Source organism: Pseudomonas sp. MG-9 (assembly GCF_018729515.1).
Lineage (GTDB): Bacteria > Pseudomonadota > Gammaproteobacteria > Pseudomonadales > Pseudomonadaceae > Aquipseudomonas > Aquipseudomonas serboccidentalis.
The window spans coordinates 156,656-181,672 of sequence record NZ_JAHHZH010000009.1; the positions used below are offsets into that span (position 1 = coordinate 156,656).

Genomic DNA, 25,017 nt, shown 5'->3' on the forward strand with positions numbered 1-25,017 from the left:
CAATTGCGGCAAGAAGCAACGGCTGATCGACGAGATCAACCAGCTGACAGCCCAACGCGATAAACATCTAAACGACGCTGAACAGCACCACGCGAAGATGGTGCCGCTGGAGGCGCTATTGGAAGGCGACGAAGTCATCGAGGAGAAACGGCTGACCGAAATCCGCAATGAGCACAGCAGCCTGAAAGTTCCTTACGACGCCAGTAAGCACCGTGCCTGGCTGCTCGATGCGAAGATCACTCGCCGCGAGAAATTGCTCAATCATGAAACCCTGATGGCGGGTTACACCGAGTCGATGGCGAACTGGAAAGCCGACGAGCAAGAACTCAACGAAAAGCGTGACAGCCTCACCACTCGCTTGGCGCAGATCCAGCAGCAAGCGGAAGAGGACATGGCCAAAGCCCGGCAAGCCGAAACCGATGCCGCCACCGCCTACGCGCAAGCCGTGGCTTGGGGTGATATCGAGGGCGAGAAGAACGCCAACACCGACGCACAAAAGGCCGCGAAAAACCTCACGACGGCGACCGAACACAATCGTCGTCAACACCTGATCATCACTGCGCTGGAACAGGAGCTGGCCATCGTCGATCAGCACATTGCCGAGGCGCAAAGGGAATATGATTCGATACAAAAAACAGCGAGGTTCCTGGCCCGCACAGTGCTGGAGGAACAATGGAACGAACAAGCGCAAGTGCTGATGGAGTTGGGCGGCAAGCTGTGGAATGTACAAGGCATGCTGGGAGGGGAACACCTCAACCTGATGAAGCTGGTACTTCCACAAGAAGGCGAAGACTTCCACAGCTGGACCTGGCGCGAGCTGTTGGATCGATCCGGCAAGTACAGCGTGCAAGACATCCTTTCGCTGTAGGACATTGAGCCACCGAAACAGCCTGCGCAGGTAGGCTGTTTAACCTCAACAGGCTAAAAAATGATCATTCAATTTGACCTTAGAAACACCCCCAACTGGAAAGACCTACTGAAAGCACGAATAATCTCCTTAAAGGAAATGCTGGAATTCGTGGACAAACCTCGCATAAAAACGAAAGTCGAGATTCTCACCGTAAAATTGATCAAGGCCGAGATCATAAGCATTCAAGAATATCTGAAACTGCCAGAATAGCGCTGAACTTGTGAGCTGCTCGCACATTCAAACTGTCATCAAACAAACATAGGAAATAAGCATGTCCAAACTCGCAGAGTACCGCCAGCTTGAAAAACACCTCGCTGAGCAGCTCCAAGCACTAGAAGCATTGAAAGGTGATGAAAGACTGAAGAAGGAAATCGAGTTCGAGACGAAGCTGCGCAAACTTATCGACCACTATGGGTTCAGCCTGAAGCACATCGTCAACATTCTAGAGCCGCAAAGCCCGGCGCGGCGCCCAGCCCTAGCTCCAACCCTCAGCGCACGCAAAACCCGACAACTTAAGGTCTACAAAAACCCGAATACAGGGGAGGTCATTGAAACCAAGGGGGGCAACCATAAAGTTTTGAAAGAGTGGAAGACGACACACGGTGCGGGCGAAGTTGAGGCATGGCTCAAAAAGTAGTCGGCACGACCTGAAAAAGGGTCCTGGCGGCCCCTTTTTCGATGACGACAATCATCTCGCTTAATCGTATGATATAGCTGATGCAGCATCTGTACCTAATCCACAGTAGCAGTCACCACAACAAATCCATAAAGAAGCATTCTAAATGCTCGGCTCCAATTATCCTCTACGCTAGGACTTCCAAATTATTTTTTATATATTCCCTAACCGAGAAGCCGAGAGCCAAAACTAAATGTACCCGGAATATTAAAGGCTTTTTTTAGCTCCACATGTGCAAACTCCTGACATGAAAGCAATTGAGTTATCTTTGCCTCGTCTTCTCTCGAAATTTTCGCCCCAAGAATGACCTCCACAAGTGCAGAGCTTTCAAACTTTCGATTACCTGGGGACGACGTCATTCTAAACTCTTGCTCATACTTCCAATCCTCAGATTTTGTAAAAAACCCAATTTCCAACATCGCATCCACTTGCTTATTATAAAAATTTTTTCCTTGTTCTCGAGTGAAATGCAATCCGTCCCAAGGCCGACAAAACTCACTAAACTCATCGGTGAGTTCCAAGAACTTCTCCATGTACGGCGGGTTAGGCAAATACCTAACATCACCCTTAGCACTGACATCTTCGATATTTAATATTTCCGAACTAAATCCAAGACACACACCGCGATGACCATTTGCATAATGCGACCAAAGCAATGCATCATGAGGTGTTTTCGATAGTGACAAAATGCCTCTTGACTGCATGTAGAGATAGAGCGCACGATTCAAATATATGTCTCTTCCATCCTCATCCTCTCCTTTTTTTATACTATTAAGCATAGTAATCAAAAAAGATCGACGGGCTTCTGGATGCTTATCATTTTTGTAAACATATTCTTTTGCCCGTTCATATTCAGACTGAATATCAATAGACACATCCAATGGATCATTAAGATTTTGCGGAGGGGAAAAGTACAACTCTCTATTATTAATAATATCCCAAGTCCTGGCAATACACGACCGATACTTATAGTACATCACCCTTCCCCTCGACCATGCCAACTCCTTTTATAATACTGCTGCCTACCAACAACACCAATTAGGCAACATCCCTAACACCAATGAAAAACAACTCATAAAAATAGAAACTCAAAAATCAAATTCCCCGTCCACACATGATTTATACAATCGCAATTGTCACGTAAAGAAAGGGAACCACTACAGCCTACCTGCTCCGCAGATTGTGAAGCAGTTGTTTAAGACCGTTGTAAGAAACCAATTCAAGGTGATCCACGGCAGCTGCAACCCTACTATCGACACCTGATGACAATGCTTGACGCGCGCCTGACAGTAGAAGCCTCACAGCATCATCCGCCTCATATTGTTTCGCTCTTCGATTCGCAACTCTTTTTAGAAAAGCACGAACATCTGCGTTAGGCTTCGTCCCGGAAAAAATCACCATAAGCGATAAAACTGCATCGCTCGCATCTTGAAACGTATTATCCACATACGAATTATATAATTTATTAAAATTCTTATATACACCACTAAGGTAGCCTTTAGCATCATCTAATGTGAGTCGTTGAGTTGCACACTCATCACTCAATGCATGAGATGATAGAACGACGCTTTCTGCAGAGTTTCTGCACTCTGCTTCAGAAACAGACCATTCAATAAAATAGGCTCGATGCTCTGGCTTTATTTCGGCCTGACGGAAAAGCTCCACTGCATGCAAAACATCTTTCGACTTTCGATACAGATAAGCTAAATTAGTTATCGCTTGAGGATTCCAAGGTTCGGCTTCGCATACAGCCTTTGCAATTTCAATTGCTAACAAGGGTCTATCAGTAAGAAAAAAGTGTTCTGGCAGATCATATCTCCAACCATGCAAATCCTTAATATACACACCCTCATTATAAGACGTAATCGCCGCAGACACTAACTTCTCAAAGAGACTAGCAATATTTTCAAGATAGTCATCTTCAAGGACATCTAAAATTGCCAAGGCAATATATCTATGACGCGTATATATGCATGTAGATGTACTGGTTGCAGCGGCTTCTTGTCCTAACGGACGAATCACAGTAGCGTGGAACTTCCCTGCATCACAACCAAGAACTTTAGCCAGAACAGGAACTGAAAGATAGTCCTGGCTTTCAGCGTGCATAATTGCGATATAAGCTATTGCATCCTTGAGAGTCCCACCAGAAGGAATCTTAATCGTCTCCAATTTATCAAGCATTGATTTTGCGTGCGCAATTAAATCTGTGCCATGTCGCACAGTAAGCAATGCACCGTAGAATGCACCAGCGCTAACCTTAGCTTCTTCTTTAGCACATTTCCTAAAACGCTCAACCCTTAGGCTTTCCTCGATTTCAGCCAAATCACCGAGTCCTACGTCACCATAAGCCTCCCATGCTGCCACTATCTTATCAGCATCGCTTAATGATAAACCGAAAAGCCTCTCATGCTTAAAATTTGAGACATCTTTCCATGATAGTTTGTCCGCTTCAGATGCTAACCAATCGGAGTCCCTGCATGCTAGTAGAAAACTGACCTTACCATTCGCAATCTCAGCCTTGCTTTCCGCTAATCTCTGAACTGCTTTAGCCGCTTGATCTGCGCCGTCCAGAACCACTAGCCATTTCCCTGGCCGACTAAGAATAGGGAGTAACTCATCGATGTCAAAAGGGCGACTGTCTGTAAGGCGCCTCAATATCGACCAATCAGAATCGTCCTTAATAATTTCAAAAGCTGCTTGAAGTAACGCGGTTGTCTTTCCTTCACAACCTGCAGCAGTAAGCAGAGCCACAGTAGGAATATTAAACTCTTCAGAGCCGCGAAAGGCGCCAACTAACTTTGAAACTATATCTCGCCTAGGAATGGAGCTGGACAGCGCAATGGACCAACTTGGCACAGACCCATCAAAAAAGGATAATGCTTCTGGTGTATCTAGAGCTTTTTGGTACTGTTCCAAGTCAGAATACTTTTTTACCTCCCACCCTCCAGGAGGTGGAGAAAAAGACTCAAGCGAAACATTTGACGTATCTTTTTCCATTGCCGAAGGAAGAGAATATTTCCACCAATCACCGTCTCGATGCTTATCATGAAAAGCATCTGAGTTGATGGTCCATCCCTGTTGGTCTACATTCCACTGACGAGCTTGAAGTAGGACCTTTCTTGTACTGAAATCCGCCTCCCCCCAGACTAAGCCATTTCGCCACTTTTCTCCCTCTCTAGCTTGAAACGCCGCTCCAGACTGGATAGCTAGGTAAAAGTCGCCGCCACCATAACTCGGCTCCGTCCATGCGTCATGCAAATGGCCGTGCAAGTAAAGACAGTTATAGCTTCCAAGAAGCGATTTAATCGGACGTTGCTGTTCTCTAACAAACCAGTCAATAGGGTGATGCCCCAACACAATTACCAAATCAGAGGCGACGGTTTCCTCAAGTGCCGCTTCTAGAATTGGTTTCCCTAACGTCAACTCACGTTCATCTTGCGCATCTCTGCTTAACCAAGCTGTATTCACACCTACTACAGAGATTGCATTTCCATTAATTGTAATTTTTTTGACATATGATCCGCGCTCTGATGCAAACTCAGCCGCCAGCGAGGTAATATCATGATCGATATAACCTCGAAAGCGTTCGATAAGCATTTCTCTTGACTCAAGCCCTCCTGCGCTCACATCAAAATAAGGTTGACTTAGTTTCGAAAACTCACGCCGATCAAACTGCTTGAATTTTTCGCGATTCAGATCGTGATTCCCGGGAACGGTAAAAGTTCTTTGGAGTATATCCCCAGGAATAACACAATCAAGAGGAGTCAAAAATTCCTCCCAAAACTTTATGTACTCGGCAGCTGCACCTTTATTTGCAATATCGCCCGTAATAAAAACGAAATCAGGTATAAATCCAGACTCTACTTTTTTCCTCACATGTTCAACAATATATTTGAACATTGCAGACTCTGCATACGCATCTTTTCCAATATGAAAGTCTGAAAGATGTAACCAGCGAATATTGTTTGACATTCAAAATCCTTTATTTATAAGCGCACTCCGTGCCATTACTATGCCTTCACCTGAATCGAACCACAAGTGGTTCTGCTACCAGGATTTCTGTGTAGAGGCCCACCGCAGAAATCTACTTCGGGAACCATTTTTTTGCCGTGGCTGAGCAGGTAAAAACCTAGATGCGAAGGTTCGTAAATTTTTACAGGGCCAATTTCCCTGATTTCGGAAGATCACGACCTTTTTCATATAGCAGCTACGGGGGAAATTTCATGGCTAGCACCCTTCTTAAGAGGCGCCGGAGGAGTCCGTTCCGGGGACACGGTGGAAGCTAGTGAACATACAGGATGCTGTCCGTGCGTCTAACACTCGCGACCCGGCTTAACGCGTTACACGCTTCCTCACAGTTACACCGCACACCCAAATGGTATCAGCCAGGTGTAACAGCCGTTTTTATCAATAAATTCAACAGGTTGAGCAGTCCGTTACATTCGTAACACTGGTTACACGTCATTAAGGAACGGTAGCCCCTTGCCCCCTTAGTTTGAACCCGTCAGCGATAGCGGCGCCACCGTACTGGGCCCCCCGAGAGAATCAGGCAATTACGGGGTCGGAAACCCGCCAGACTTTGTTAGCGGACAGGTGCCCAGCTTAGTGAACTGGTGAACCGGGTGAACACACAGTTCATCAGTGCAATTGCACAAGATGATGGGAGGTCGCCGGGGACCCTGAGCATTTCTTAATGACACGGGGCACAAAACCCGCGTGATCTTGAGACTGGCTGACTTTTTTGCATTGGTTGACAGGTTGACACGGTTGACGATCGAAGACGTGCGGAATCATCAACACGACAGGCCATCATTACCGACGCTGTAAAGATGGCCTTTTTTCAACGAAATCCTTTCGATTTCAATGATTGAAATTCAATAAGCTCGAAGTCGTGCCGCTAACAAGATCCCGCGGGTTTCCGACCCCGTGTTATTAGGAATCTGCCAGGGTCCCCAGCGCCTTTTTCAACAGAACCCGCCTGAACCACTCCTTCGCATGGGCTGTATCGCAGCTACGCTCATTGCTTTACATCCAAGGAGAAAATCATGGAAGACATTTCGTTGCTCGCGTCATTGCTGAGTCGGCTCAATGAGAACCAGATTGCGCTAGGTGCTGCTGTCGAAGAGCTTTCAAAATGGGTTGGCGAGCGCGGGTCAACCGATGTGGCGGAGAATGTATCCAGTGCGCTTGATGCTCTGGATAGAAACGCAGGATTTATAACTATGGCTCTGATTTCAATCTCAGCTGAAGGTAAGCGCTCAAGCTGATCCGACGATGGAAGGGAATTATGGAAGGCCGTCTTTATAAAACGCTTGAGCAGGAATCCCTAGTCATTCGCTCCTGCCTGGCCACAGGACTGACCGAATTGCGTAATGCGAACCTGAATGAAAAAGGCCGCTACTACTCCGCGTTTTTTCAATTGGCAATCGGCATTGAACGTCTTGCAAAGCTTGCTTTGATTCTCGACCACATGGCCCGAAACAGTCTTCAGGCCCCAGGCCAATCAACCGTCAAGGGATACGGTCATGATTTGCGAATACTGGTATCAAAAGCCTCAGCAGTAAGCTCATTCCGGATTCTGCTAACCCCCCTCTGCACGAAGATAGTTTCTTTCTTATCTGACTTCGCAATGGGGATGCGGTACGCGAATCTGGATGCATTGGCGACTGGCAGAACTCAAAGAGATCCTTTTAGCGAGTGGAACGAGATACTGCAGGAAGTCATAGCAACAAAAATCAGGAGATCGACACACCGTCGAATTTCCAGAGCGTCCAATTCTCTCGCAGGGCTTCTTGGCAGCAATACAATGGTTTTAGCAAGTGATCTGGCTGGTGAGCCACTCACACTGAGCTCGTTCTACTCAGAACCTTCGGTGCTCGACACAGCATCGAAACACTTGGTGTGGGAGGTAGTAACACTACTCGGCCCGCTTCGAGATGTTGTGGTGCAGTTGGGTGAGACAGTGGATAGCATTGCAGCCTCCAGACAACCACCAAGTGACCGGGTACCTTATCTGAGTGAGTTTTTTGATTTTATCTGGGTGGATCGCCCGTACGTGATGCGCAAGAAGCGCTGGCCATAGCACGACGATGAGCTTCTGATTATGCCCATCGGCCGACACACGATTAGCGTTCACCCGAATGACGAAGTATGGCAAGGTACCGCCTAGCAAACCTTACCGTGTATCCCTGCTTGTATCCCCTGAGCCGAAATCAGGCTGTAGGCCACGGTTTATATAGCGCACTCGAGTCTCCCTCGGCACCAAAATTAAGAAAGGTCTTGCTTAGCAAGGCCTTTTTTTTCGTCTGCCGGAAAGTGCCTCCCGTGTAGGAGCTGCCGAAGGCTGCGATCTTTTGATCTTCCTCCGCTCCACCGACAGGACATCTCAAAGGATTCATTGCATGGAAACGTCACTGGAAACAGTCGCCCTTTTCTCCCTCAAGCTCGCTTACGAGGAAGAAGGCCTGAGCCCGATTTTGCGGGATGACATGGTCATGGGTGACTATCAGAAAGACGTGTTCGAGTTGCTGGTGCGGCGCGGGGATGTCGAGACGATTCAGTTCAAGCTGAATGAGTGCCTTGAATTGGCGATGAGTGCGGTGGGTGGGGTCGAGAAACCCTTGGGCCGCGAGCTGCACAGACTGTCGATGGCGTTCAGTCAGGCTGAATCTGTTGAACAGCTTCAGCAACCCGTGGTTCTGCTCACGAACTACCTGAAGGATATTCAGTAGTTTGATCGGGGAGGAAGTTGATACTCCCTCCCCGATTACTTCCTACACGGGCGCCTGCGACCTCCGGTCAGCAAAAGCTCTCGCCGCGCCTGTGGCAGATCAGGAATAAAAAAACGGATAAAGTCCGACCGCCAGCAGGCCGGCGAAGCCGTGCATGATCATCGGCAACAACAGCCCCCCTGTTGCGAGCCTGGCAATCGCCAACATCAGCGCCAGAACAAACAGAGAAACGAGGGTAGTTTTGAACGAATACTGCCAATGAATGGCTGTAAACAGCAGGGCTGAAAACAGGATTGCGGCGTATCGCCAAAACGTCTTCTTGAAGGCAAACAGATTGATCAGGAAATGACGGAAAGCCAATTCTTCACCCAATGGCGCCAGTACAAGAATAAGAAACAGCAATATCCCACTGTTATAGATCGATCCTGCCTGCAGCGCGCTCATGAACTGCTGCATAAATGGCTCGGGAGGTTGCCCTATCCATTTTGAAAATGCATAGCTGGCCACATACAGCAACGCCACACTTGCAAGCCCCATCCATAAGGCTTTGCTCGAAAAACCCTCTCCTTTGAAACGGTTTCCGATCGGGTGCATTCTTCGAAGCAAGCAAAACAGCAAAACCATCACAATGCAGGCAACCAGATGAGCCCCCACCACGACCAGGAACTCACCGGAACTCTCTCGGAAAACATATCCACCTGCGACTTGCATCAGCCAATACAAGACAAAACCCAGAAACGCTATGGATGCTCTTCCTTTCCAACCCTCACGGAGATACGACGCCCGCCACTCAAACCCGCCAGATACTTGCATAAACAAAACTCACATAATTAATAAAGCCATGGCTCTGTCAGCCATTGATGGTGTTTCTTCTTTTCAGCGCCGAGCCTTCAACACCCGAATATCCGTTGCAAATCCATCCGCACCGACAATTTTCTTCCAGCCCACATACTGAAACTCTCCCCGCTCATCGATGTAATCACCCTTCTCCGCCGACCGACCACCGACGATTGCCACGCGTTTTTCTTCACCACAGCCGCCATCCGACGGGCGAACGGTGTAGATCACATACGGTTTCACATACTGCGTGGCGCGAAAGTATTGGCCGCAGACTTCATCGACGGTGATCAGCATGGTTTTCAGGCGTGCTTCGCCGTCCATGTCTTCGTGCAGTTTGAGGAAGGAGATGTCGCCGACATCGCTGTAGCCGAGTGAACGCGCGCGTTGATAGGCGGGCGAGTTCTGGTGGGCGATGCGGCCTTGTTCGGCGGACTGGTTCATTTTGGCGGCGAAGTCGGCTCTGCCTTGGGCTATCGTCGCTTCCGCCTGGGCGGCGACGTTTTCGCATTGTGCGAACTCTTGCGAGCCCAGGTACTGGGGCGTCAGGTTCGAGCGGCGCTCATTGATAATTCGCAGGCTGTTTTCCAGGTCGCCTATCACCTCAATGGCGCCAGATACGCGACCGCTCTGGACGTCGGCCATTTTTTGCTGCATTCGCTGACAGCTGGCGAGGTAATACTGCCAACTGCTCTCCGGCGGCTCTTTCCAGGCAGCGAGTGCCGGGGTAATGGCGGTGGCGAGCGTGATTGCACAAAGCAGGCGCAGCGCAGAAGCGGCTTTTGACATGAGTAGTCCATTACAGGAATCAAGAAAGTGGCGCGACGCTACTATTTTGTTATCTTGCCGTCCACTGCCAATGAAGAGGTCGCCAGCGCCTCGATGGAGATCAATTTTCAGAGGTAAAAAACACCATGATGGCGTTGTTGTACTTTTTCGTCTGGGCAGCGGTTTGGGCTTGGGTGGTTCAGAGCCGGGGGGCCTGGAACCTGATCCTCGCCAATCTGGCGGGTGCGGCTTGCGGCTTCATCGTAGCCATGACCTTTTCGGTGGTCTGCTCAAGCCTTTTCCCGTCGTTTGTGCCTCCTTCACCAGCAGGTTTGGCCAGTAGCGTGCTGCAAGTGATCACAACGATCGGCGTACTGGCGGGCGTATGGATGTGGCTGGTCAGGCGTCCTGAGCCAGAGAATCCGCTGGCCCGTCAACTTTTCGCCGGCATCTGTGGATTGGCTGCCGGTGTGACGACGTTGATGTTTTTTGCGCTCAACTTTCACTGATCGCCGCTATCGTCACTGGCATTAAACGTCTGTTTTGTTATCTTGCCGCCCATCGTCAGCGTTCACTTCGGGCGTGCGTTGATTTCAGGTTTTGAAGTTAAGGAAAGGATCGAATGGAGTTTCTGCGTTTTCTGGCGTTTGTCGCGGCCTGGGGTTTCATGTGGCGCTGGGTGGTGAAGAACCGCGGTAGCTGGAATATTTTCTACGGCAACCTCGTTGGCGCGGCGGGTGGTTTTATTGTGGCGATGGTGGTGCTGTCAATCACGCTGTCGTTGTTCCCATCGGCGCTGACGCAAACACAAAGCAGCGAGACACAGAGTGCTGCGGCGGCACTCATGCCTGAGTTAGAACGGTCAATGCAGCCTAGACCGGTGATCGCATCCACCCCTGCCGAGTCCGACAACCTTGCGACCTATGTCGCCAGCGAACCACAGAACGAGCCTTCTGCGCCCGAGTCCGCACTTCTGCCGAACTACAGCAAGCGTCTGCCCGCCTCACTGCTGGAGAAGGACTTCAAGGACAACGTGCATAACGACTTTACCGTTTCGCGCCGATTGGCCGGCTCTCATCCGAACGCGGACAAATCCATGATGGCGTTCATGATGTGCGAACCCTTCATCAAGAGTGCCATGCGCTTTTCGGCGTCGACAGCGATCGCCAGTGCCAAGAGCGCGAGCAGCCAACGGTTCAAGGATCAGACCTATACCATCAGCAGCACCGTCAGCGCTCTCAACATGTTGGGCGACAATGTCAGCTACGGTTTCGACTGCTCAGTTCAACAAGTGGACGCAAAAGATGCTGACAAGGCCGCGTGGCGATTGCTCGACCTGAAGCTGAAGAAGATCGACTCTTAAGCCTCGTTTAAGGGTTCAAGGCGCCGGCTGCGCTATCATCGCCGGCCTGTGCGTCTTGAGCTTTGCCCCCGAATGTCCCCGACACCTGCTGACCTGAACCCGCTGCCTCCCGTCCTGGCCGGCCCGCTGCTGCGACGGCTGGAGCCGACGCGGCTGGTGCTGTGGCTGGTCGGTACACGCGAGCTGTCGCTGACCTTGCGCTTGCAGGGCGTAGGAGACATTCCTCTCGATGCCGGGAAATGCACGGTCATTCCTGTAGGCAGCCAAGCGTTCATCCATCTGATCGACGTTGCCCTCGACAGCGCGCTGCCCTGCGATACCGTTGTTGGCTACGACTTGCTGATCGATGGCCAGCAGCGAATCGCTGACTGGGCGCCACATCTGTTGTATGGCGATGCCTCTAGTCCCAACCTGGTGGTGCGCTCGCGAATCGATCAATTGCTCCACGGTTCCTGCCGCAAGCCTCATCACCCGGCAGCGGATGGCTTGCTCTGTGTCGATCAGTTGCTGGCAGCAGAAAGCGATCCGCAACAACGCCCCGCCCTGCTGATGATGAGCGGCGACCAGATCTACGCCGATGACGTCGCCGGCCCGATGCTGCGAGCAATTCATGCCTTGATCGAACGCCTCGGCCTGTTCGACGAACACCTCGAAGGTGCCGTGGTCAGCGACAGCGCCAGGCTCTACGAACACCCGGCCAGCTACTACCACCGCGCGGATTTATTACCGGCGCTGGAGAGCAACGAGACATTGCGCGAACGATTTTTCGGCGGCGCGCGTAAGCCGATTTTCACCAGCAGCAGCGCCGACAATCACCTGGTGACCTTCGCCGAAGTCATGGCGATGTACTTGTTGGTGTGGTCGCCGGTTGCGTGGACGTTGATCCATCCGACTGCGCCATCGCTGACGCCTGAGCGCTTGCAGCGCTACACCCTCGAACAGACCCGCATCGATAGCTTCAAGGCCGGCCTGGGCAAGATCGCCCGGGCGTTGGCGCATCTGCCGAGCCTGATGATTTTCGACGACCACGACATCACCGATGACTGGAATCTTTCCGCGCAGTGGGAGGAAACCGCCTACGGTCATCCGTTCTCCAAACGCATCATCGGCAATGCCTTGATCGCGTACATGCTGTGTCAGGGTTGGGGCAACAATCCGGAGGCGTTCAAGGATGTGCTGGAGAACACTCGACGCCTGAGCGCCAGCGGCGATGATCGTTATCTCGACAGCCCGGTACAGGACGCGCTGATCGATGATTTGTTGCGCTTTCAGCATTGGCATTTCGTATTGCCGAGCAGCCCCGCGCTGGTTGTCCTCGACACCCGCACCCGCCGCTGGCGCAGCGAAATGGCGCTCAAGCAACCTTCCGGCTTGCTCGATTGGGAAGCTTTGAGCGAGCTGCAGCAAGAGTTGCTCGATCATCCGTCGGCGATCATCGTTTCGCCGGCGCCGATCTTCGGCGTGAAGCTGATCGAAACCGTGCAGAAGGTTTTCAGTTGGTGCGGTTATCCCCTGCTTGTCGATGCGGAGAACTGGATGGCCCACCGTGGCGCCGCGCAGGTGATCCTGAACATTTTCCGACACTCACGTACACCCGGAAACTACGTGGTGCTGTCCGGCGACGTGCATTATTCCTTCGTCTACGAAGTGCTGATCCGACACCGCAAGGCCGGACCACGGATCTGGCAGATCACCAGCAGCGGGATCAAGAACGAGTTTCCGAAAACCCTGCTGGAATGGTTCGACCGCCTCAACCGCTGGCTCTACTCGCCGCGCTCACCGCTCAACTGGTTCACCAAACGCCGGCGCATGCGCATCGTGCCGTACACCCCGGAACATGCCGAAGCGGGCGAGCGACTGTGGAATTCGGCGGGGATCGGGCAGGTGTTTTTCAATGAAAACGGACAGCCGAGCGAGATCATTCAGCACAACTCGAACGGGGCGGTGAAGACGCGGATGCTGGCGCCGGAGTTGGGGGATTATCCTGATTAGCGCTACACATTTTCCAATGTGCGAGCCTGCTCGCGAAGGTAATTGATCATCAATATAAATATCGACTGACCCACCGCCATCGCGAGCAGGCTCGCTCCCACAGGGGTTATCGGCTGCCTGTCAGTGCGCGGTTACAGCAAGCCCGACACCTCTGACAATCATCCCCACCTCCCGCTCATCAATCGTCAGCGGCGGCAGCAGCCGTATCGTCTTGCCGCGCGTGACGTTGATCAGCAACCCATGATCCCGCGCCGCAATCAGCGTCAGATCGCGGATCGGCTGCTTCAACTCGATACCGATCATCAAGCCCTGCCCGCGAATCGCCAGCACGTTGGGGTTGTCCGCCAGCTCGGCGCGCAGGCGGCTCAGTAGGCGTTCGCCCTGTAGCCGGACGTTCTCCAGCAACCCCTGTTCTTCGATGATTTCCAGCACCGTGCAGCCGACCCGGCAGGCCAGCGGATTACCGCCAAATGTACTGCCATGACTGCCGGGGGTGAACAGATCCGCCGCCCTGCCCCGCGCCAGACAGGCGCCGATCGGCACGCCGTTGCCAAGGCCTTTGGCCAGGGTCATGACATCCGGAACGATGCCCTCGTGCTGGAACGCAAACCACTGGCCGGTGCGGCCGATGCCGGTCTGGATTTCATCAAGCATCAGCAGCCAGCTGTGACGATTGCACAGTTCGCGCAAGGCCTTCAGGTAACCGGGCGGCGCCAGTTGTACGCCGCTTTCGCCCTGGATCGGCTCGACCAGAATCGCCACGATCCGCTCGCCATGCTTTTGCTGCACCTGCTCCAGCGCCGCCAGATCACCAAACGGCACTTTGACGAAATCCCCCGGTAGATCATTGAAACCCAGGCGCACCGCCGGGCCATCGCTGGCCGACAAGGTGCCCAGCGTGCGGCCATGAAACGCGTTGGCCATGACCACCACCAGCGGCTGTTCAATACCTTTGCGCCAGCCGTACAAACGCGCCAGTTTCAGCGCAGTTTCGTTAGCCTCGGCGCCGGAATTGTTGAAGAACGCCCGGTCCATCCCCGACAGCTGCGTGAGTTTGCGCGCCAGCTGTTGCTGCCAGTCGATGCTGTACAGGTTGGAGGTGTGCAGCAGCATTGCGGCCTGCTCGCTGATGGCAGCGACGATGCGCGGATGCGAATGGCCGACATTGGTCACCGCGACTCCTGCGACGGCATCCAGGTATTCACGACCGGCCTGATCCCACAGGCGAGTGCCCAGGCCTCTGGTGAAACTCAGGGCCAGCGGTTGGTAAGTGTTCATCAGGGCGGCGGTCATGACTTCAAACTCCAGTGAAGGTCGGTGTGTTTGCAGTATGGTTAGCCACCAGAACTGGATAAACTCGGCAAAACTTCAATCATTTAAAAGCAGAGCTTGATAATGGACCTGTTGCAGGCGATGGGCGTGTACGTGAAGGTTGTGGAAACCGGAAGCATGACGGCGGCCGCGCTGCAGTGCGAAATGTCCACGACCATGGTCGGCAATCACCTGCGCGCGCTGGAACAACGACTCGGCGTACAGCTGCTGCAGCGCACCACTCGCCGGCAGCGGCTGACCGAATTCGGTAGCGTTTATTATCAACGCTGTCTGGATGTTTTGGGTTTGGTGGCCGACTCCGAACGCCTGGCCGAACAGGCCCTCGACGAGCCTCGCGGCCTGCTGCGCATCACCGCGCCGCTGACCTTTGGTGTCGAACGCCTGGCACCGGCGCTCAGCGAGTTTTCCCTGCAGTACCCGCTGGTGAAAATGGACGTGGTGCTGACCAACCGTCGCCCGGATCTGCTGGAAAGTGGCCTCGACGTGGCGTTTCGGCTGGGGCATTTCGAGCAGTCGAACCTGATCGCCCGACCGTTGATCGATTACACCCTGACCGTGTGCGCCTCTCCGGCCTACGTCGCCCGGCGCGGCATGCCGATCACCCCGGAGGACCTGCAACAACACGACTGCCTGTCGTTCGCCTACCCCGCCGGCGATGACTGGCAATCGGTGGAAAAACGCTGGCGCCTCAGCGGCCCGGACGGCGAGATTCTGGTCGACGTCAGCGGCCCGATGCTGATGAACACCTCCGCCGGCCTGCATCAGGCAGCACGCACCGGCATGGGCATCGTGATGCTGCCGGATGCGCTGGTGGAACAGGATCTGCGCGACGGCAAACTGGTGACGGTGATCCCCGATTACCAGCCCCCGAGCCGCCCATTGCATCTGCTGTACGCCCCGGATCGTTATCGCTTGCCCAAGCTACGGCGCTTCGTCGAGTTCGCGATGAAAACCTGGGGCAGAACCTGACACCGGTCGCGATCAACTACGCTCGAATAACCGCCGACAAGGACGCCGCCAGCCAATGAACAACCACATCACCGTACGTCATCTGTTGCCCGCTGAAGTGGAGTCGGTGCGGCTGTTTCTCGGGCAACATGACTGGGGGCACCGAACAGGTTCCAGCGACCACTTCGCCCGACTCATCGAAAACTCCCAACGCACTGCCGTCGCGCTGAGCGGCGAGCAGATCATCGGTTTCGCCCGAGGCATCACCGATGGTTTGTCCAACGGCTATCTGTCGATGGTCGTGGTCGATGACCAGCATCGGCGCGCAGGCGTCGGGCGTGCGCTGGTCGAGCATGTCATGGGGAGCAACCCCGACATCACTTGGGTACTGCGCGCCGGACGTGAAAGCGCGGAGGCATTTTTTACCAGCCTGGGGTTCGCAACGTCGGTGATTGCCATGGAGCGGCCAAGGCCCAAGTAACAGGCCTGGATCAGGTCCCGCTTTTCACCAACACCGGCTTCTCCTGATAACGCTGCGCAAACAACTGCTTCAACTGCGCGACCTTGGGCATGTCGTTGATCACGATGTACGGGTAGGTCGGGTGCTCGGTCAGGAAGTCCTGGTGATAATCCTCTGCCGGGTAGAAGCCGTTGTAGGTTTCCAGTTTCGTGACGATGGGCTGGCTGTAGGCATGCGCCGCGTCGAGTTGAGCGATGTAGGCCTGCGCCACGCGTTGTTGGTCAGCGTTGACCGGGAACAGCGCCGAACGGTATTGCGTGCCGCTGTCGGGGCCCTGACGGTTGAGTTCGGTCGGGTTGTGGGCCACCGAGAAGTAGATCTGCAGCAGGCTGCCATAGCTGACTTGCGTCGGGTCGAAGGTGACTTGTACCGACTCGGCATGACCAGTGTCGCCATCGCTGACCCGCTCGTATTGCGCCGTGTTCGCGGCACCGCCGGCGTAACCGGAAACGGCTTTCTGCACGCCTTTGACGTGTTGAAAAACCCCTTGCACGCCCCAGAAGCAACCACCGGCAAACACTGCGGTTTCACTGTGCGCCTGCGTGGTTTCATCAAGAGCCGGCGGCGGAATGACCACCGCGTCTTCGGCCCCGAAAGAAAACGCCGAGCACTGACCAATCACCCCGGCCATCGCGACGCCCAATAACCCACGCCGCCAATTGTTTTGAAATTTCATGTTGCGCACTCCCGATCAGCCGAAGGTGAAGGCGTAGGCCGATACGCCCGGGTCAAGAAATTCGATGCTGAAGGTTCGATCCCTCACCGCATCGGTTTGTCGCACCAACTGGTACAGGCGCTGCTCGGTCACGCGGCCACTGCCATCCGCAGCGACATCCACCCCGTGGGCATCACCCGGCGCCTGACCGTCAATCGACACTTTGAACCGCACCGGTTTGCCATCCGCGCCGGGCCCCAGCACCAGATGCAGATCGCGGGCGTGAAAGCGGTAGACGATGCGACTGGCCGGCGCGCTGGCGGTGGCGCGCTCGGCACCGACGGCCCATTGGCCGCCGAGGCTCCAGTCATTGAGGGCCAGGTTGGCCGGTGGGTTATAGGTCGCGACCTTGTCAGGCACCAGCCCGCTTTGCGCTACGAAATGTTCCGCGCGCTGGTAGCCGACATAGGTTTCCGGCGACAGCACCTGATTCATGTCCGGCGCCTGTTGCACACCTTTGGCATCGGCGTTGATCAAGCCGTCGGCCACGGTTTTCGCTCCGGCCTCACGCAGCAACTGCTGGATGACCCGTTCCGATTCGGCGTAGTCGCCTTCGCCAAAATGGTGATAACGAATGCGTCCCTGAGCGTCGGCAAAGTAATGCGCCGGCCAGTATTCATTGTTGAAGGCGCGCCAGATCCTGTAGTCGTTATCGATCGCCACCGGGTAGTTGATGCCCAGCGCCTTCATGGCTTTGGTGACGTTGCCCACATCGCGTTCGAAGGCGAATTCCGGGGCGTGCACGCCGATCACTACCAGGCCCTGATCACGGTATTTCTCGGCCCAGGCTTTGACGTATGGCAGCGTGCGCAGGCAGTTGATGCAGGAGTAGGTCCAGAAATCCACCAACACCACTTTGCCCTTGAGTGCCTGGGCGTCCAGCGGTGGCGAGTTGAGCCATTGCACGGCGCCATTGAGCGGCGGCAACTGGCCTTCAACCGGGAGTGTTCCCGGTGCCTTGTCGGCAACTTTCATTGCTCCGCCCATGGCAGGAATCTGCGCCATCATCGTTCCGTTATCAGACGCAGACTTGCCGGACAGTTTGCCGACCAGTGCTTGTTCAATCCCGCCAGTGGACGCTGTCGACAGCCGTGCCAGCAATCCGGTATCGAGGCCCAGCGCAATCGCCGCGACACCCGCGAGCATCGCCGCACCCAACCCACGCCGGATCCACTCCCCGGTGCCGATCGAGCGCTTCATCAGCGCAAACACCTTACCGCCCAGCAACAGCGCCGCTGCCAGCGAAGTCGCGGCGCCCGCCGCGTAGGCGAGCAACAACAGCGTGGTGGCGGTGCTTGCCCCTTGCAGCGCGGCCCCGGTCAGAATCAAGCCGAGAATGGGCCCGGCGCACGGTGCCCAGAGCAGTCCCGTGGCGACGCCGATCAGAAACGACGCGCCGGGACGCGGACGATTGTCCTGCCCGGCGGCCTCGGACAAGCGGCTGCCGGCCGACACCAGCGGCCGGGTCAGGCGCTCGGCGAGGCGCGGCAGCAGCAGCGTCAGCCCGAACAGTGCAACGAACAGCAACGCGAGCCAGCGACCGTACTGATTGACTTGCACCACCCAGCCGCCGCCCACCGCCGCCAGCGTGGCGACGAGGGCGAAGGTCAGCGCCATCCCGGCCAATAGCGGCAAGCCACTCTTGATAAACGGCTGCCCGGTGCGAGCGAAGACAAAAGGCAGAACAGGCAGGATGCACGGACTGACGATCGTCAGCACACCGCCCAGATAAGCGAGAACCAAGAGCCACATGGTGTCGTCCTGTAGAAAGTGAAAATCGAATACGGGCCATGGCTTATGCCGCCACGGGTTTGAAGGTCATCGCCAGGCCATTCATGCAATAGCGCAGGCCGGTGGGTTTCGGGCCGTCGTCGAAGACATGCCCCAGGTGCCCGCCACAGCGTCGACAGTGGACTTCATTGCGGGACATGCCGAAGGAACGGTCTTGCCGCGTGGCCACTGCGTGCTCCAGCGGCGCCCAGAAACTCGGCCAACCGGTGCGGCTGTCGAACTTGGTGGCCGATGAAAACAGCGCCAGCTCACAGCCCGCGCAGACGAACGTGCCGCTGCGATGCTCGTTGTTGAGCGGGCTGGTATAGGCCCGCTCAGTGCCTTCCTCACGCAGGATGGCGTACTGCTCGTCGGAGAGCCGCGCGCGCCACTCACTGTCGCTGTGGGTGATCTCAAACACCTCATCGGCATGGGCCTGATCAATCAGCGCAGCGCCCGGGGACAATTTTGGCAATACACCCGCCACCAGGGCTGCAACGCCCAGCCCGCCGCTCGCTACGAGAATCTGTCGCCGTGTAAACATGGCCGTCTCCAAAAATTCCAAGTGCCTGTCATGGAACACAGCCTAGGCTTGGGTTGATCGCCAAATCCTCACGGGAAGTTAACGAATTCGTGATAACTCGCCCCGGGGAAAAGCCGCACAATGCGTTCACTGCACCGAAGGATTGAGCTTGATGGAACCGACCAGACGCATCCTCGTGGTCGAGGATGACCAACACATCGCCGACCTGATTTGCCTGCACCTGCGCGACGAGCATTACGACGTCGTGCACTGCGCCGACGGCGACGAAGGCATGCGCCTGTTGCAACAGGGACAATGGGATGCGCTGATCCTCGATCTGATGCTGCCGGGCGTCGACGGCCTGGAAATCTGTCGCCGCGCCCGAGCGATGGCGCGCTACACACCAATCATCATCACCAGCGCGCGCTCCAGTGAATTGCACCGCATCCTCGGTCTGGAACTGGGGGCCGACGATTACCTCGCCAAACCGTTTTCGATGCTGGAGCTGGTGGCGCGGGTCAAAGCCTTGCTGCGCCGGGTCGACGCCATGGCGCGCAACCTGAAGATGGACGCCGGCAGCCTGAGTCTCGATGGCCTGAGCATCGACCCGATCAACCGCGACGTCGCCCTCAATGGCGCCCGCCTGGACCTCACGCCGAGGGAATTCGATCTGCTGTATTTCTTCGCCCGGCAACCGGGCAAGGTGTTCTCGCGCATGGACCTGCTCAACGCGGTGTGGGGCTACAGCCATGAAGGTTACGAGCACACGGTCAACACCCACATCAACCGCCTGCGGGCGAAAATCGAAAGCGATCCGGCGCAACCGACGCGCATCCTCACCGTGTGGGGCCGCGGCTATAAATTCGGCACGGAACAACCATGAAACTGACCCTGTCGCAGCGCCTGTCACTGGTGTTCGCCGTGTTGCTGCTGGTGTGCTGCGGCACCTCGGCATGGCTGCAGGTGCGCTCGAGCAAGATGCATGAGCTGGAAGTGGTGCAAGGCCTGTCGCGGGATCTGGCGCAGCACATCGCCCATGACACGGTGCTGATGGACAGCAATGGCCTGATGCCCGGTGCCGTGCGCGAGCTGTTCAGCAAGCTGATGCTGGTCAACCCGAGCGTCGAGGTGTACCTGCTCGACCCTGAGGGGCGGATTGTCGGCAACGCGGCGCCAGAGGGACGGCTGCGCCGGGAGACAGTCGATCTGGCGCCAATCCGCCGGCTGCTCAATGACCAGCCGCTGCCGATCCTCGGCGATGATCCGCGCAGCGTCGACGGGCGCAAGGTGTTCAGCGCCGCGCCGTTGCGAGTCAACGGCAAACCGGCCGGCTATCTGTACGTGGTGCTGCTCAGTGAAGAACACGATCGTTATGCCGAACGCGGTGCGACCAGCGCCGCACTCAATACGGCTCTGCTGTCCATCGCCCTGGTCGCGCTGCTGTGCCTGATTGCCGGCCTCACGGCATTCAACCTGATCACCCGTCCGTTACGTCGGCTGACCGAGACTGTCAGCCGCTTCGACATCGACGGTGCGCCGCAACCGCTGCCTGCCCCGCCGACCGCTGTGGATAAAAGCGCTGACCCGGATGAAATCGCCGTACTCGATAGCGCCTTCCGGCAGATGCAAAACCGTCTCGGTGAGCAATGGCGCTCGCTGACCCGCCAGGATCAGGAGCGCCGCGAGCTGGTGGCGAACATCTCCCATGACCTGCGCACGCCGCTGGCTTCGCTGCACGGCTATCTGGAAACCCTGTCACTCAAGGACGCCACACTCACCGCCGAAGAACGCCGGCGTTATCTGGGTATCGCCCTCGATCAAAGCCGCAAGGTCGGCGGGTTGGCGCAATCGCTGCTGGAACTGGTGCGCCTGGAACACGGTTTTGTGCAGCCGGTGCTGGAGCGCTTCTCCCTGATCGATCTGCTGCAGGACATCTTCCAGAAGTTCGAACTGGCCGCCGAAGCCCGCCACGTCGAACTCAAGGCCAGTTTCGTGCCGAACCTGCCGACCGTCTGCGCGGACCTCGGGCTGATCGAACGGGTGCTGACCAATCTGGTGGACAACGCCTTGCGCCATACCCCTCAGGGCGGTGAGATTGAGCTGGATTTGAAGCCCCGTGGCGCCTTGGTCGAAGTGACGGTCAGCGACACCGGCCCCGGCATCGCACCCCAGTTGCGCGAAGGTCTGTTCCTGCGGCCGTTCAATATCGGCGGGGCGCGGCGCGACGGTGGATTGGGGCTGCGCATCGTGCATCGCATCCTGCAATTGCACGGGCGTGAGATTCAACTGCTGGATGTCGCGGGGCGCGGCGCGACTTTTCGCTTCTCGTTGCCGACCGATCAGCAAACCGCTGAACAGTGGATGATGCGCTCGATGAATTCGGACACGCCGGACAAATAATCCGCACCGCCGGCCTGTTGCTCCGTGACAACACAGCCCCGCTCCCCTAAATTAACCGGCCTGAAAAAGACCTCGCGCTTTCTCATCTCCACTCAAGTTAAAAAAGTAGTGAAATTTCAATGTCCGATTTCAACACCGCTGAATCCGTAGTCACCGAATCGTCCAAAGCGGAATACGAAAACTCCATCAATCTTTCACAACACCTTCCACAAGCCAAAATCATCAGCGAGATGGTGCTGGATGCTTTCCAGTCGACCCGCGAAAGCGACCAGATCCGCGAGCTGCGCGCCGCGATCCGTCAGGCGCACGACAGCTTCGATGACGACAAGGCCTACGAGCTGATGGGCGAACTCAAGCGCCTGAAGGACGCGGAAGCCGCCGACGTCGCCGCCCTGGAAGACCTGAGCAGCAAGTTCTCGATCGGCCGCATCCTGTCCAGCTTCAAGGACGATCCGGCGTTCCAGGAAATCGTCTACGGCCTGGCCCTCAAAGTGCTGAACCAGACCCATCAGGCGATCAGCAACCCGAGCGGCGGCAAGGGCAAGGCTGCCAAGAAAAAAGAACTCGAAATCTTCACCATCAGCAAGGACGGCACCAGCGTGACCCTGCCCCTGCGCACGCCACGTTCGCGCTTGAATGTTGACCGTGAAGCGCTGGAGTTCCTTGGTTTCAGCTTCGTCGGTGAAGGCGAAGAAGCCGAGCTGGACGGCGAAACCTTCGTCGACAACGCCGGCACCGAACACGCGATCAACCGCAAGAACATCATCACCGCCCTGCAACAGCAGACCGCGTTCGATGGCTACAGCATCGCCGCGCAGTAAGCCCCGGCGCAGAAAAAAAGCCCCGCTCTGAGGTTCAGGCGGGGCTTTTTGTCGGGCGGCGCGGGCGTCAGGCTTCCGGCTGCACCGCGACGATCATGTCGACCTCGATTGCCGCGTTCTTCGGCAACTGATACACACCGACCGTGGTGCGGGTGTGTCGGCCAGCGTCACCGAGCACATGGCTGAACACGTCCGATGCACCGTTGGCCACCTCGCTCAGGTCAACGAAGTCCGGGGTGGACTTCACATACACCGTGACCCGCAACAGCGCCCGAATCTTGTCCAGCGACCCTACCGCATCGACGATCAGCGCCAGGCAACGCATGGCACTGATGCTCGCAGCGGCCTGAGCATCCTTGAGCGTCAACTCCAGCCCCACACGACCGGGATACAGAATCCTGCCATTGACCCGTGGCACCATGCCGCTGATGTACAACTCATCGCGATGGCGGATCAGCGGCGCGTAATTGCCGCCGGCGGTGTTCTCGCCATAGATGTCGTAGTTCAGCTCTTCTGCCAGGGCAATGAAGCGTTCATCACAGGTCATCCTCTCAGTCATTTCGCCCAGCCTCTTGATCTATGCAAGCAGTATCGTGGAGTAGAACAGTTGAACGCCGAGGGAATGGCATGGCGCTACCACTGAAGGTTGGATCCAAATCTAGGTGTTTTGACAGTACTCCGCAACCTTCGAAATCGGCGGCGCACGCCATCGCGAGCAGGCTCCCACACATTTGATTGGCGTCGTTCACAAATCCCCTGCTCGCGATGGTGTCACCTCGATTCAGCATAATTCACCCAACAAAAAACCCCGCACATCTCTCAATGTGCGGGGTTTTTCTTGAAGCCATCCAGCCTTACGGCGCGTACGTCAGCAGCAGCTCGGCCGGCACCTTGAAGTCCAGGGACATCATGACGCTCAGTGCGGTGATGGTGAAGATCGAGAACACGAACAGCTTGCGTGCCCAGACCGTGTCATCCACTGCCTTGTAGCCGGTCCAGGCCATGTACAACCAGTACATGCCCATGGCCGCGGCAACGGCGAGGTAGCTCATGCCGGCGTAACCGCTGAAGGTCAGCATCAAGGTCGCCACGAGGAACGCCAGGATGTAGAGCAGGATGTGCTTCTTGGCCACTTCGATTCCGCGCTTGACGGGCAACACCGGAATCGATGCGGCCAGGTAGTCGTTGAAGCGGAAGATCGCGATGGCGTAGGAATGCGGCATCTGCCACAGGCTGAACATCACCAGCAGGGTCAGTGCGGCCATGTCGAAGCTGTTGGTTACGGCAACGTAACCGATCACTGGCGGCATGGCGCCCGACAGACTGCCCACCAGCGTGCCGTGAACCGACTTGCGCTTGAGGTACAGGCTGTAGAAGCCGACGTAGATGATGAAGCCGATTACCGCGAACAGGGCGGCCAACGGGTTGGCCACCTTGTACAACAAGGCAACGCCGAGAACACCCAGGATGGTCGCGTAGACCAGGGCCAGTTTCAGGGAGATCAAGCCCTGGACCAGCACCCGGTTCTTGGTGCGTTCCATCTTCAGGTCGATGTCGCGGTCGATGCAGTTGTTGAACACGCAACCGGAGGCCACAACCAGGGATGTGCCGATCATGGCGGCCAGGAACACCGCCAGATCTACATGCCCTTTCGAGGCCAGGAAGAACCCGCCTGCCACAGAAAGCACGTTACCGAAAATGATCCCCGGTTTGGTGATTTGGATAAAGTGCTTGAGCGACATCGGGTCTACCTCACTTCGCCATCATGTACGTGTGGATGCTGAACATGATCCACAGCGACAGGCCAACCAGCAGCAGGATCACGATGGCCGTAAAGACAAACGCGATCACGTTGTTACGTTGTGCAATCGAACGGTCCAGGTGCAGGAAGTAGTACAGGTGAACGATCACCTGGATTACCGCGAACAGCAGGACGATTGCCAGCGTGGTCGACTTCGGCAAGGTCGGGAACATCACCAGGCCGAACGGGATGGCAGTCAGGATCACCGACAGGATGAAGCCGATGGCGTACGACTTTACGCTGCCGTGGCCAGCATCATGGCTGTCATGGGAGTGTGCATTAGCCATTACAGAGTCCCCATCAGGTAAACAACGGTGAATACGCAGATCCACACCACGTCCAGGAAGTGCCAGAACAGGCTCAGGCAGCTCAGACGGGTCTTGTTGGTCGCCGTCAGGCCGTGCTTGTTGACCTGGTACATCATGATGCCCATCCAGATCAGACCCGCGGATACGTGCAGACCGTGGGTACCGACCAGGGTGAAGAACGCCGACAGGAAGCCCGAACGGCTAGGACCGAAGCCCTCGGAGATCAGCAGGTGGAACTCGTTGATCTCCATGGCGATGAAGCCTGCGCCGAGCAGGAAGGTCATGAACAACCAGCCCAGAACCTGCTGCTTTTTACCTTTGTACAACGCCAGCATGGCGAAGCCGTAGGTGATCGAACTGAACAACAGCAGAGCGGTTTCGCCCAGCACGTATGGCAGCTCGAAGATGTCGTGGCCCGACGGGCCACCGGCGACGTTGTTTACCAGTACTGCGTACACCGCGAAGATCGACGCAAACAGAATGCAGTCGGTCATCAGGTAGAGCCAGAAACCGTATACGGTCATCTCGCCCGAGTCGTGGTGATGGTCATCGTGCCCATGGTCACCATGGGCGTGTCCAACATTGGTCACTAAGTTCGACAT

At 55.8% G+C, this 25,017-nt stretch carries 25 protein-coding genes; 13 read left to right on the top strand and 12 right to left on the bottom strand.

Translation table 11 applies throughout. The features are described from left to right. Nucleotides 1-25 precede the first annotated feature (25 nt). Entirely contained in the window at nucleotides 26-868 is an 843-nt protein-coding gene (locus KKQ10_RS22735) for a chromosome segregation protein SMC (protein ID WP_215502409.1), read from the top strand. 313 nt (nucleotides 869-1,181) lie between these two features. Continuing rightward, nucleotides 1,182-1,547, top strand: coding sequence for a histone-like nucleoid-structuring protein, MvaT/MvaU family (locus KKQ10_RS22740; protein ID WP_215502322.1), 366 nt, complete (start codon nucleotides 1,182-1,184; stop codon nucleotides 1,545-1,547). A gap of 203 nt (nucleotides 1,548-1,750) precedes the next feature. Here KKQ10_RS22740 and KKQ10_RS22745 read toward each other — a convergent pair whose 3' ends face one another. Then, the gene (locus KKQ10_RS22745) at nucleotides 1,751-2,461 is read right to left on the bottom strand and encodes a DUF2971 domain-containing protein (protein ID WP_215502323.1); all 711 of its coding nucleotides are present in this window, start codon (nucleotides 2,459-2,461) and stop codon (nucleotides 1,751-1,753) included. A gap of 289 nt (nucleotides 2,462-2,750) precedes the next feature. Further along, on the bottom strand, nucleotides 2,751-5,558 hold the full coding sequence (locus tag KKQ10_RS22750) for a metallophosphoesterase family protein (protein ID WP_215502324.1): 2,808 nt from the start codon (nucleotides 5,556-5,558) through the stop codon (nucleotides 2,751-2,753). A 1,073-nt stretch (nucleotides 5,559-6,631) separates the two neighbouring features. Here KKQ10_RS22750 and KKQ10_RS22755 point away from each other — a divergent pair. The 3 genes from KKQ10_RS22755 (at nucleotide 6,632) to KKQ10_RS22765 (ending at nucleotide 8,317) form a co-directional block, all read left to right on the top strand. Beyond that, nucleotides 6,632-6,853: a hypothetical protein gene (locus KKQ10_RS22755; RefSeq protein WP_215502325.1), complete on the top strand. Its 222-nt coding sequence runs from the start codon at nucleotides 6,632-6,634 to the stop codon at nucleotides 6,851-6,853. A gap of 20 nt (nucleotides 6,854-6,873) precedes the next feature. After that, nucleotides 6,874-7,668: a hypothetical protein gene (locus KKQ10_RS22760; RefSeq protein ID WP_215502326.1), complete on the top strand. Its 795-nt coding sequence runs from the start codon at nucleotides 6,874-6,876 to the stop codon at nucleotides 7,666-7,668. 319 nt (nucleotides 7,669-7,987) lie between these two features. Then, complete coding sequence (locus KKQ10_RS22765; protein ID WP_215502327.1) at nucleotides 7,988-8,317, top strand: hypothetical protein; 330 nt, start codon at nucleotides 7,988-7,990, stop codon at nucleotides 8,315-8,317. Between the two features lie 99 nt (nucleotides 8,318-8,416). Here KKQ10_RS22765 and KKQ10_RS22770 read toward each other — a convergent pair whose 3' ends face one another. After that, a complete protein-coding gene (locus KKQ10_RS22770; protein ID WP_127648202.1) occupies nucleotides 8,417-9,130 on the bottom strand; it encodes a CPBP family intramembrane glutamic endopeptidase in 714 nt (237 codons plus the stop codon). A gap of 63 nt (nucleotides 9,131-9,193) precedes the next feature. Then, nucleotides 9,194-9,943, bottom strand: a complete 750-nt coding sequence (locus tag KKQ10_RS22775; RefSeq protein ID WP_215502328.1) for a hypothetical protein — start codon at nucleotides 9,941-9,943, stop codon at nucleotides 9,194-9,196. Between the two features lie 125 nt (nucleotides 9,944-10,068). Here KKQ10_RS22775 and KKQ10_RS22780 point away from each other — a divergent pair, with 125 nt between their 5' ends. The 3 genes from KKQ10_RS22780 to KKQ10_RS22790 all read left to right on the top strand — a co-directional run bounded on the left by KKQ10_RS22780 (nucleotide 10,069) and on the right by KKQ10_RS22790 (nucleotide 13,277). Further along, nucleotides 10,069-10,431: a hypothetical protein gene (locus KKQ10_RS22780; RefSeq protein ID WP_252191716.1), complete on the top strand. Its 363-nt coding sequence runs from the start codon at nucleotides 10,069-10,071 to the stop codon at nucleotides 10,429-10,431. A 113-nt stretch (nucleotides 10,432-10,544) separates the two neighbouring features. Continuing rightward, nucleotides 10,545-11,285: a hypothetical protein gene (locus tag KKQ10_RS22785; RefSeq protein ID WP_127648200.1), complete on the top strand. Its 741-nt coding sequence runs from the start codon at nucleotides 10,545-10,547 to the stop codon at nucleotides 11,283-11,285. Nucleotides 11,286-11,357: 72 nt separating this feature from the next. Beyond that, complete coding sequence (locus KKQ10_RS22790; RefSeq protein ID WP_215502329.1) at nucleotides 11,358-13,277, top strand: alkaline phosphatase D family protein; 1,920 nt, start codon at nucleotides 11,358-11,360, stop codon at nucleotides 13,275-13,277. Between the two features lie 120 nt (nucleotides 13,278-13,397). On the opposite strand, the gene KKQ10_RS22795 is transcribed toward KKQ10_RS22790, so the two are convergent. Further along, on the bottom strand, nucleotides 13,398-14,570 hold the full coding sequence (locus tag KKQ10_RS22795) for an aspartate aminotransferase family protein (protein WP_215502330.1): 1,173 nt from the start codon (nucleotides 14,568-14,570) through the stop codon (nucleotides 13,398-13,400). Nucleotides 14,571-14,672: 102 nt separating this feature from the next. Between KKQ10_RS22795 and KKQ10_RS22800 the strand changes: the two genes are divergently transcribed. Together KKQ10_RS22800 and KKQ10_RS22805 are read left to right on the top strand one after the other, a co-directional pair. After that, a complete protein-coding gene (locus KKQ10_RS22800) occupies nucleotides 14,673-15,578 on the top strand; it encodes a LysR family transcriptional regulator (protein ID WP_215502331.1) in 906 nt (301 codons plus the stop codon). Between the two features lie 55 nt (nucleotides 15,579-15,633). Next, nucleotides 15,634-16,038: a GNAT family N-acetyltransferase gene (locus KKQ10_RS22805; protein WP_215502332.1), complete on the top strand. Its 405-nt coding sequence runs from the start codon at nucleotides 15,634-15,636 to the stop codon at nucleotides 16,036-16,038. 10 nt (nucleotides 16,039-16,048) lie between these two features. Here the strand turns inward: KKQ10_RS22805 and msrA are convergent, their stop codons facing one another. From msrA to msrB, 3 genes are read right to left on the bottom strand one after another with little or no spacing between them, the layout of a single operon-like run. Continuing rightward, nucleotides 16,049-16,753, bottom strand: coding sequence for a peptide-methionine (S)-S-oxide reductase MsrA (msrA, locus tag KKQ10_RS22810; protein WP_215502333.1), 705 nt, complete (start codon nucleotides 16,751-16,753; stop codon nucleotides 16,049-16,051). 15 nt (nucleotides 16,754-16,768) lie between these two features. Further along, a complete protein-coding gene (locus KKQ10_RS22815; RefSeq protein ID WP_215502334.1) occupies nucleotides 16,769-18,544 on the bottom strand; it encodes a cytochrome c biogenesis protein DipZ in 1,776 nt (591 codons plus the stop codon). 43 nt (nucleotides 18,545-18,587) lie between these two features. Then, nucleotides 18,588-19,106, bottom strand: coding sequence for a peptide-methionine (R)-S-oxide reductase MsrB (gene msrB / locus KKQ10_RS22820; protein ID WP_215502335.1), 519 nt, complete (start codon nucleotides 19,104-19,106; stop codon nucleotides 18,588-18,590). A gap of 151 nt (nucleotides 19,107-19,257) precedes the next feature. Here msrB and KKQ10_RS22825 point away from each other — a divergent pair, with 151 nt between their 5' ends. The 3 genes from KKQ10_RS22825 to KKQ10_RS22835 all read left to right on the top strand — a co-directional run bounded on the left by KKQ10_RS22825 (nucleotide 19,258) and on the right by KKQ10_RS22835 (nucleotide 22,306). Continuing rightward, nucleotides 19,258-19,968 carry a response regulator transcription factor gene (locus KKQ10_RS22825; RefSeq protein WP_215502336.1) on the top strand — a complete coding sequence of 237 codons (711 nt, stop codon included), beginning with the start codon at nucleotides 19,258-19,260 and terminating at the stop codon, nucleotides 19,966-19,968. Next, a complete protein-coding gene (locus tag KKQ10_RS22830) occupies nucleotides 19,965-21,485 on the top strand; it encodes a sensor histidine kinase (protein WP_215502337.1) in 1,521 nt (506 codons plus the stop codon). Before KKQ10_RS22825 ends, KKQ10_RS22830 begins: the two co-directional genes overlap by 4 nt. Nucleotides 21,486-21,604: 119 nt before the next feature. Next, entirely contained in the window at nucleotides 21,605-22,306 is a 702-nt protein-coding gene (locus KKQ10_RS22835; protein WP_127648188.1) for a hypothetical protein, read from the top strand. Between the two features lie 67 nt (nucleotides 22,307-22,373). On the opposite strand, the gene KKQ10_RS22840 is transcribed toward KKQ10_RS22835, so the two are convergent. The 4 genes from KKQ10_RS22840 to cyoC all read right to left on the bottom strand — a co-directional run bounded on the left by KKQ10_RS22840 (nucleotide 22,374) and on the right by cyoC (nucleotide 25,017). After that, complete coding sequence (locus tag KKQ10_RS22840) at nucleotides 22,374-22,865, bottom strand: RidA family protein (protein WP_127648187.1); 492 nt, start codon at nucleotides 22,863-22,865, stop codon at nucleotides 22,374-22,376. A gap of 295 nt (nucleotides 22,866-23,160) precedes the next feature. Then, the gene (cyoE, locus tag KKQ10_RS22845) at nucleotides 23,161-24,048 is read right to left on the bottom strand and encodes a heme o synthase (RefSeq protein WP_003227980.1); all 888 of its coding nucleotides are present in this window, start codon (nucleotides 24,046-24,048) and stop codon (nucleotides 23,161-23,163) included. A gap of 10 nt (nucleotides 24,049-24,058) precedes the next feature. Continuing rightward, nucleotides 24,059-24,394: a cytochrome o ubiquinol oxidase subunit IV gene (gene cyoD, locus KKQ10_RS22850; RefSeq protein ID WP_003227981.1), complete on the bottom strand. Its 336-nt coding sequence runs from the start codon at nucleotides 24,392-24,394 to the stop codon at nucleotides 24,059-24,061. Next, on the bottom strand, nucleotides 24,394-25,017 hold the full coding sequence (gene cyoC, locus KKQ10_RS22855; RefSeq protein ID WP_003227982.1) for a cytochrome o ubiquinol oxidase subunit III: 624 nt from the start codon (nucleotides 25,015-25,017) through the stop codon (nucleotides 24,394-24,396). Before cyoC ends, cyoD begins: the two co-directional genes overlap by 1 nt.

Bases quoted from the DNA above. Each gene is read 5' to 3' on its own strand.
- KKQ10_RS22740 (WP_215502322.1), top strand. From the start codon at position 1,182: ATGTCCAAACTCGCAGAGTACCGCCAGCTTGAAAAACACCTCGCTGAG.
- KKQ10_RS22750 (WP_215502324.1), bottom strand. From the start codon at position 5,558: ATGTCAAACAATATTCGCTGGTTACATCTTTCAGACTTTCATATTGGA.
- KKQ10_RS22755 (WP_215502325.1), top strand. From the start codon at position 6,632: ATGGAAGACATTTCGTTGCTCGCGTCATTGCTGAGTCGGCTCAATGAG.
- KKQ10_RS22760 (WP_215502326.1), top strand. From the start codon at position 6,874: ATGGAAGGCCGTCTTTATAAAACGCTTGAGCAGGAATCCCTAGTCATT.
- KKQ10_RS22765 (WP_215502327.1), top strand. From the start codon at position 7,988: ATGGAAACGTCACTGGAAACAGTCGCCCTTTTCTCCCTCAAGCTCGCT.
- KKQ10_RS22770 (WP_127648202.1), bottom strand. From the start codon at position 9,130: ATGCAAGTATCTGGCGGGTTTGAGTGGCGGGCGTCGTATCTCCGTGAG.
- KKQ10_RS22775 (WP_215502328.1), bottom strand. From the start codon at position 9,943: ATGTCAAAAGCCGCTTCTGCGCTGCGCCTGCTTTGTGCAATCACGCTC.
- KKQ10_RS22780 (WP_252191716.1), top strand. From the start codon at position 10,069: ATGATGGCGTTGTTGTACTTTTTCGTCTGGGCAGCGGTTTGGGCTTGG.
- KKQ10_RS22785 (WP_127648200.1), top strand. From the start codon at position 10,545: ATGGAGTTTCTGCGTTTTCTGGCGTTTGTCGCGGCCTGGGGTTTCATG.
- KKQ10_RS22790 (WP_215502329.1), top strand. From the start codon at position 11,358: ATGTCCCCGACACCTGCTGACCTGAACCCGCTGCCTCCCGTCCTGGCC.
- KKQ10_RS22795 (WP_215502330.1), bottom strand. From the start codon at position 14,570: ATGACCGCCGCCCTGATGAACACTTACCAACCGCTGGCCCTGAGTTTC.
- KKQ10_RS22800 (WP_215502331.1), top strand. From the start codon at position 14,673: ATGGACCTGTTGCAGGCGATGGGCGTGTACGTGAAGGTTGTGGAAACC.
- KKQ10_RS22805 (WP_215502332.1), top strand. From the start codon at position 15,634: ATGAACAACCACATCACCGTACGTCATCTGTTGCCCGCTGAAGTGGAG.
- msrA (WP_215502333.1), bottom strand. From the start codon at position 16,753: ATGAAATTTCAAAACAATTGGCGGCGTGGGTTATTGGGCGTCGCGATG.
- KKQ10_RS22815 (WP_215502334.1), bottom strand. From the start codon at position 18,544: ATGTGGCTCTTGGTTCTCGCTTATCTGGGCGGTGTGCTGACGATCGTC.
- msrB (WP_215502335.1), bottom strand. From the start codon at position 19,106: ATGTTTACACGGCGACAGATTCTCGTAGCGAGCGGCGGGCTGGGCGTT.
- KKQ10_RS22825 (WP_215502336.1), top strand. From the start codon at position 19,258: ATGGAACCGACCAGACGCATCCTCGTGGTCGAGGATGACCAACACATC.
- KKQ10_RS22830 (WP_215502337.1), top strand. From the start codon at position 19,965: ATGAAACTGACCCTGTCGCAGCGCCTGTCACTGGTGTTCGCCGTGTTG.
- KKQ10_RS22835 (WP_127648188.1), top strand. From the start codon at position 21,605: ATGTCCGATTTCAACACCGCTGAATCCGTAGTCACCGAATCGTCCAAA.
- KKQ10_RS22840 (WP_127648187.1), bottom strand. From the start codon at position 22,865: ATGACTGAGAGGATGACCTGTGATGAACGCTTCATTGCCCTGGCAGAA.
- cyoE (WP_003227980.1), bottom strand. From the start codon at position 24,048: ATGTCGCTCAAGCACTTTATCCAAATCACCAAACCGGGGATCATTTTC.
- cyoD (WP_003227981.1), bottom strand. From the start codon at position 24,394: ATGGCTAATGCACACTCCCATGACAGCCATGATGCTGGCCACGGCAGC.
- cyoC (WP_003227982.1), bottom strand. From the start codon at position 25,017: ATGTCGAACTTAGTGACCAATGTTGGACACGCCCATGGTGACCATGGG.